Origin of the sequence: Citrobacter sp. CtB7.12 (assembly GCF_001297795.1) — a bacterium.
Lineage (GTDB): Bacteria > Pseudomonadota > Gammaproteobacteria > Enterobacterales > Enterobacteriaceae > Citrobacter_A > Citrobacter_A amalonaticus.
This window is the reverse complement of sequence record NZ_LIFT01000039.1, coordinates 1-5769: the sequence shown is the minus strand read 5'-3', so window position 1 is coordinate 5769 and position 5769 is coordinate 1. Positions and strand designations below refer to the sequence as shown.

Below are 5769 nucleotides of genomic sequence, written 5' to 3'. Positions count from 1 at the left end.
TCGCTGATGACCCAGGACGACGCGAACGTGGGGCTGCAACTGGTCAGTGCCGGTAACGTGACCGGCAGCGGCGGCAACCTGACGCTGAAGGACCAGAACGGCAACACCGTCACGGCGGCCACGCAGGTGGACATTGCCCAGGACGGGAGCGTAGTGGCGAAGGGGACGTATGACTACCGTCTGACCACCACGGGGGCGTCCGGCAGTGATGACGGTCTGTATGTGAACTACGGGCTGAAGGAGCTGGACCTGCAGCAGGGTCAGACCCTGACGCTGGCCGGTGACCCGGGGGCAACAGGGAACGCGGCGGATATGTCAGCCCGTATCACGGGCAGCGGTAATCTGGCGACGAATGCGCCGGCGGGTGAACTGGTGTCGTTGTCGAACAGCGGCAACGACTACACCGGTGACACCACGGTGCTGGGTGGCATGCTGCGTACGGATGCGGACAATGCGCTCGGGAAGACGGCGAAGCTGGATGTGAAAGGGAATGCGACGGCAGACCTGAATAAAACCACCCAGTCGGTGGGCAGCCTGGAGGTTGAGAGTGCCGGCACGCTGGCGCTGAACGACGGCACGCTGAATGTGTCGCAGGGCGGCAGCGTGAAAGGGGAAATGACCGGTGGTGGTCAGCTGAATGTGAACGGCGGCACGCTGACCGTTGACAGTGCAAATAACAGTATGACGGCAGCCACGGATATCGCTTCCGGTGCCACGGTTCTGCTGACCGGGGCTGACACCACTCTGGGTGGTCAGGGTGCCGGTGATGTGACGGTGGCGTCCGGCGGCACGCTGGGCGGTCAGGGTGCCGTGGGTGGTAAGGTGGTGAACAGCGGCACGGTCAGTGCGCTGAATGCCATGAAAGGTCATGAGTCTGCGGCAACCTCCACCCTCACACTGGCTGGCGGGCTGGTCAACAGTGGCACGGTGAACCTGGCTGGCGGTAAGACCGGTAACAGCCTGGTGGTGAAGGGCGACTACACCGGACAGAACGGGAAACTGGTGCTCAATACGGTACTGGGCGGGGATGACTCGGCGACGGACCGTCTGGTGATTGACGGCGGCAGGGCCTCCGGTAAGACGGACCTGGTGGTGCAGCATGCCGGCGGCAGCGGGGCGAACACCACGAAAGGGATACGCCTGGTGGAGACCCGCAACGGCGGGACCACGGCGTCCGGGGCATTCAGCCTGTCGTCGTCCTCTGACGGTTACCGGGGTGGCGTCATTGCCATGGGGCCGTATAACTACCGGCTGCTGCGCGGGGGTACCGGTGGCGTGGCGGATGACTGGTACCTGGTGTCGCCGGCGGTCACACCGGGCGGGGAGAGCCACTACCGTCCGGAGACCGGGGCATACCTGGGCAACCGGCAGTTTGCGGACGGCATGCAGGTGCACACCCTGTTTGACCGTCAGGGACCTGCCCGCCTGCTGGCCGGGGAGAACGGGGAGCCTGAACGGGCCACCTGGGCACGCCTGACCGGGAAAGTGTCAGAAATGGACGGGGCGGGTGGTAAACGTCACGACAACCAGACCGTGCTGCATGTCGGGACGGATGTGCTGCGGGTGCCGGCAGGTGACGGCAGCTTCCGTGCCGGCGTGATGGGGATGGTGGGTGACGACCATAACCGCATTAACGGTAAGGAAGGTCAGGCCCGGGGCAGTGTGCGCGGTTACAGCGCGGGTCTCTACGGTACCTGGTACGGCAGCAACGACCCGATGAGCGGACCGTATGTGGACATCTGGAGCATGTACGGGAAGTTTGACAACAGGGTGTACGGTGGTGGCCTGCCGGAGGAAAACTACCATGCGCATAACTGGACGTCATCAGTGGAAGCCGGATATGGCATTGATGTCAGCCGGGATGAGAAAGGCAACCGCAGCGGTCTGGTTCCGCAGGTTCAGGTGATACGGTCGGACTACCGCAGCGGTAAGCACACCGAGAAAGGAAAAACGGTGGTGAGCGGGATGGACGACACGACGGTGACGACGCGGGTGGGGGCACGGTGGTACACGTACCATCCGGAGTCAAACCTGGGCGTGCCGGTGTACCTGTCAACGGAGGTGAACTGGTGGCATGCGGACGGCGGACGTCAGGTGCGGATGGATGACATCACGGTACGTGAACACGGCCCGACTGACCGTGCTGAGCTGAAGCTGGGTCTGAGTGCGGAAGTGACGCCGGCGCTGAGCGTGAAGTTCCAGGCGGGTGTGGAAGCCGGTGGCAGCGACTACTCGGCAGGCACGGTGCAACTGGGCGTGAAGTACCGGTGGTAGCGGTGTAAGGCGCAGTCCCGCACAGAGGGCGCGCGGGGAAGGCAGTGGCAGGAAAGGGGCCGGGATAACCCGGCCCCTTATAAATAACCAGAGAGAACAGCCATGATGAAGAAAATGGTACTGGCGGCAGTGATGTTGTCTGGTTCAGTGGCGGTGTGTGCAGCAGAGACCGGTCCGGAGTGCAGTAAGTATTTTAAAATGACGGAGGATTACCTTGCACTGGCGGCGAATGAGGCGGCAGATAACGCGGCGATGAAGGAGCAGCTTGACACCGTCAGAACCCAGTATGAGGTGGCAAAGAAACGACTGATGGCCCGGTCGGCAGAAGCACAGGAACAGGCCTGCAAACAGGCGGTCAGTATGATGGAGCAGATGGCGAAACAGACAGAAGGTACGAAAAAGTGAGCCCGTCCCCCGGATATTCCGGGGGAATACACCGCCTGACGGAGGCGTGAGATGAACAGAGGCAGGATGTACACGGCCGTGATGATGTGGCTGGCGGTGGTATTTTTTGTGCAGGGCGGCGTGGCCCGGGCGGACAGCATGAAGGGGGCAACAGTGGGTGCACAGGTGGTGGTGGCGGATGTGGAGCGGGTGTTCAGGGAGTCGGCGGCGGCGGATAAAGCCCGCGAACACCTGGCGCAGGTGCGTCAGCGTCTGGAAGACGGGGTGAAGAAAATCAGTGCGGTGTACGGTCCTGATGGCACGCATCCGTCAGCGGAAACGCTGCAGGCGGGGCAGCAGCGGCTGGCGCAGCAGTACCGGGCTGAGGAGCAGGCGGCGAACACGGTGGTGATGCAGACCCTGACCGGTGCGGTGCAGATGTGGACGCAGGCGCATCCGGGGACGGTGGTGGTGGCCCGCGGGTTGTTGCTGGGGTCGGACAGCGGGTCGGACATCACCGGAGAGCTTCTGACACAGATGGCGAAAGTGACGCCGGTGTTCGGTCAGTTGCCGGAGGTGGAGGTGAAGACACCGGAAAAGGAGACTCCGGACAAAAAGAAAGTGCCGGACGACCCGGTTATCCGGAAATGACCGGACGGGCGGCAGAGGCTGCGGGGAAGGTAATGAGAGTCATGCTGGTCAGTGAGCCATGTGAGTATGCGGTATACCTGGCCGGGTGGCTTGAGGAGGCGGGACACTCTGTGGACAGGGTCAGGGATATCCGTGAAGGTGAAACGGCATTACGGACAGTGACATACTGTGTCGTTATTCTCATGCTGGCATCATCCCCGGCTGGACGGGCACTGAGCCGCTGGCGGGAAAACGCCGGTGTACCCCTGCTGGCCATGGGGTCTGCAGGCAGCGGTGCCGGAGAAAGGACGGCGGCACTGAATGCCGGTGCGGATGACTGCGTGACGGTGCCAGTGGCGCTGCCGGAGCTGCTGGCCCGGCTTTACGCCCTGGTGCGGAGGAATGCGGCGGGTCAGTCGTCATGCCTGACTCACGGGGATATTGTCCTGGACACGGCATCCCGGGAGGTGTGGCTGCGTGGTGAGCCGGTGAAACTGACCGGACGGGAGATGGCGCTGCTGGAGATGTTTCTGCTCAACCGGAACCGGGTGTTGTCTGAGCGCAGCATTGAGGACCGGTTGTGTTCATTGTACCGGACCGTCGGCAGCAATGTGGTGGAAGTGCATGTCTCCCGCCTGCGGAAGAAGCTTGGCCGGCAGATTATAAGGACCGTGTGGGGTCAGGGATACCGGCTGGGAGAGGCGATAACAGCACCTGCCGGTGATGGCATGACGGTGACTCCGGAACCGGCAGCAGACTGAACGTCCTGCTGACCGGATGTGACCAGGAATAACCGTTGTTCCCGTCAGATCCGTTGTGGGGGCACTGTGCTGGTCAGTTAGATAGTGTTATTTATTTCGTTCTGCGTAAGTAAAAGAGGTATTCAGACGGTCGGGAGTGGTTTCAGTGTCCTGGCGGTGTTTGTTTTTTTTTGTTTCACTGTGACGGATGCGTCGCAGACGGAAAATATAAATATCGGCTGACAGAATAAATAATGTAAAAGGCGGACAGCAGGTAAAGGTAAACTGTTATGCAGAAATTTATTGTGGCATTATCAGAATGTTATTTTCGTAATACAGCACTGACGTATATTCTTTCACAGGTATTTAAGGGCCTGGACATCCTCTCTTTCACCTCTCCGGTGCAGATGAACCGCTGGAGTGAACAGACCGGTGAGGATGTCACCGTGTCCGTGTATATCATTCTGCCGGACGAGGCGGACGCCGTGTGTAACAGCCGGACCTGGTTTGACTGGCTGGTGTCCCCGGAGTGTATTGCCGGGAATAAAAAGGTCAGTCAGGTAACGGTGCTGTATGAGTCAGAGACGCTGACGGGTCTGCTGTCCTGCGCCTGTGACTGTTATGGTTACCGGATGGCGTGTATCAGTAAACTGGGGTGTGATGAGGTGATGAAGAAAATCGCCTGTCATCATGAAGGGAAAAGGAGGCCGGTAAAGACGGCCATTCAGCTCACGGAGCGTGAGACGATGGTACTGGGTTATATCCTTAGGGGATGGACGTTGCGTGAAATCAGTCAGGTACTGAATATCACGATGAAGACGCTGTATTCGTTCAGCAACAGCCTGAGGCTGAAGCTGGGGCTGGGGCAGCCGGGGCTGATATATGCGCACCGTGAGGCGATAAGGGAGTCGCTCAGGATCGGGCTAATCAGGGTCAGGTAAGTGAGGGATTATAAACTCAGGAATATTCTGTTTCACCGTAAGAATGATAGCAAGAAATATTCCAGTACCATGGAAAATAATACCTGGAGGGAATTTTGAGCAGCCTGAAAATATAACGATAAAGAATAACTGTGGATTTTCCTGTAATGATATTGTGTTTTTTCAGCGCCAGCGGTGCAACAGGGGTAACGTTTCTGTTCAGAAGTAACGGATGATAAAATTAATCACTCGTATGCTTCCGGTGATCTCATATTGACGTCAGATTATGACCGTGCCTGCATTATCCCGGTGTCTGGCGTTGACGGGTAAATGAGTCAGTTTTTCAGATAGCTGAACTTACCCCGGAGTTCCACTGAGAACGTATTTAGGTCAGGAGCCAGGCAGGGATTGTATCCGTTGAACATGGAGATGAAGGCCATACTGAAGCTATACCTGAGGGGGCGGAGTGCACCCGCACTCAGTTTTCTGTGAAGTGATACTCCGGGAGCGGCAGTAACTCGTGCAGCCTGTCTTCATGCCACGATGGCAGGCGATGCAGAACGTCCGTCAGCCAGGCATGCGGGTCAAGGCCATTCATTTTCGCGGTTTCCAGCAAGCTCATGATTCTGGCTGCACGCTCACCTGCTGCAACCGAACCGGCGAACAACCAGTTGGTGTGTCCCATCACCACCGGTCTGATGGCCCGTTCACAGCGATTGTTGTCCAGCGGCAACGAGCCATCTTCCAGGAACCGACTGAGGCTCTCCCGCCGTTTTAGCACGTAGGCGATCGCTTTACCCAACGCTGAACTTTCCGGGCAC

At 59.1% G+C, this 5769-nt stretch carries 6 protein-coding genes; 5 read left to right on the top strand and 1 reads right to left on the bottom strand.

Going from position 1 to position 5769, the window contains the following annotated elements:
- From AOY24_RS23110 to AOY24_RS23090, 5 genes are all read left to right on the top strand, one after another.
- Positions 1–2274: autotransporter outer membrane beta-barrel domain-containing protein (locus tag AOY24_RS23110; RefSeq protein ID WP_152967235.1), on the top strand; the 2274-nt coding region annotated here is incomplete at its 5' end.
- Positions 2275–2376: 102 nt separating this feature from the next.
- Entirely contained in the window at positions 2377–2679 is a 303-nt protein-coding gene (locus tag AOY24_RS23105; protein ID WP_054177453.1) for a DUF5339 family protein, read from the top strand.
- A 51-nt stretch (positions 2680–2730) separates the two neighbouring features.
- Entirely contained in the window at positions 2731–3309 is a 579-nt protein-coding gene (locus AOY24_RS23100; RefSeq protein ID WP_152967234.1) for a hypothetical protein, read from the top strand.
- Positions 3310–3341: 32 nt separating this feature from the next.
- Entirely contained in the window at positions 3342–4049 is a 708-nt protein-coding gene (locus AOY24_RS23095; RefSeq protein WP_072185445.1) for a response regulator transcription factor, read from the top strand.
- Between the two features lie 269 nt (positions 4050–4318).
- Positions 4319–4969 (top strand): LuxR C-terminal-related transcriptional regulator, encoded by a 651-nt coding sequence (locus AOY24_RS23090; protein ID WP_054177450.1) that lies wholly within the window; start codon positions 4319–4321, stop codon positions 4967–4969.
- Between the two features lie 457 nt (positions 4970–5426).
- Here the strand turns inward: AOY24_RS23090 and AOY24_RS23085 are convergent.
- A partial coding sequence (locus AOY24_RS23085; RefSeq protein WP_152967199.1) for a transposase occupies positions 5427–5769 on the bottom strand: 343 nt, incomplete at its 5' end.

Excerpts from the sequence above, each read along its gene's own strand:
- AOY24_RS23105 (WP_054177453.1), top strand. The coding sequence starts at position 2,377 with ATGATGAAGAAAATGGTACTGGCGGCAGTGATGTTGTCTGGTTCAGTG.
- AOY24_RS23100 (WP_152967234.1), top strand. The coding sequence starts at position 2,731 with ATGAACAGAGGCAGGATGTACACGGCCGTGATGATGTGGCTGGCGGTG.
- AOY24_RS23095 (WP_072185445.1), top strand. The coding sequence starts at position 3,342 with ATGAGAGTCATGCTGGTCAGTGAGCCATGTGAGTATGCGGTATACCTG.
- AOY24_RS23090 (WP_054177450.1), top strand. The coding sequence starts at position 4,319 with ATGCAGAAATTTATTGTGGCATTATCAGAATGTTATTTTCGTAATACA.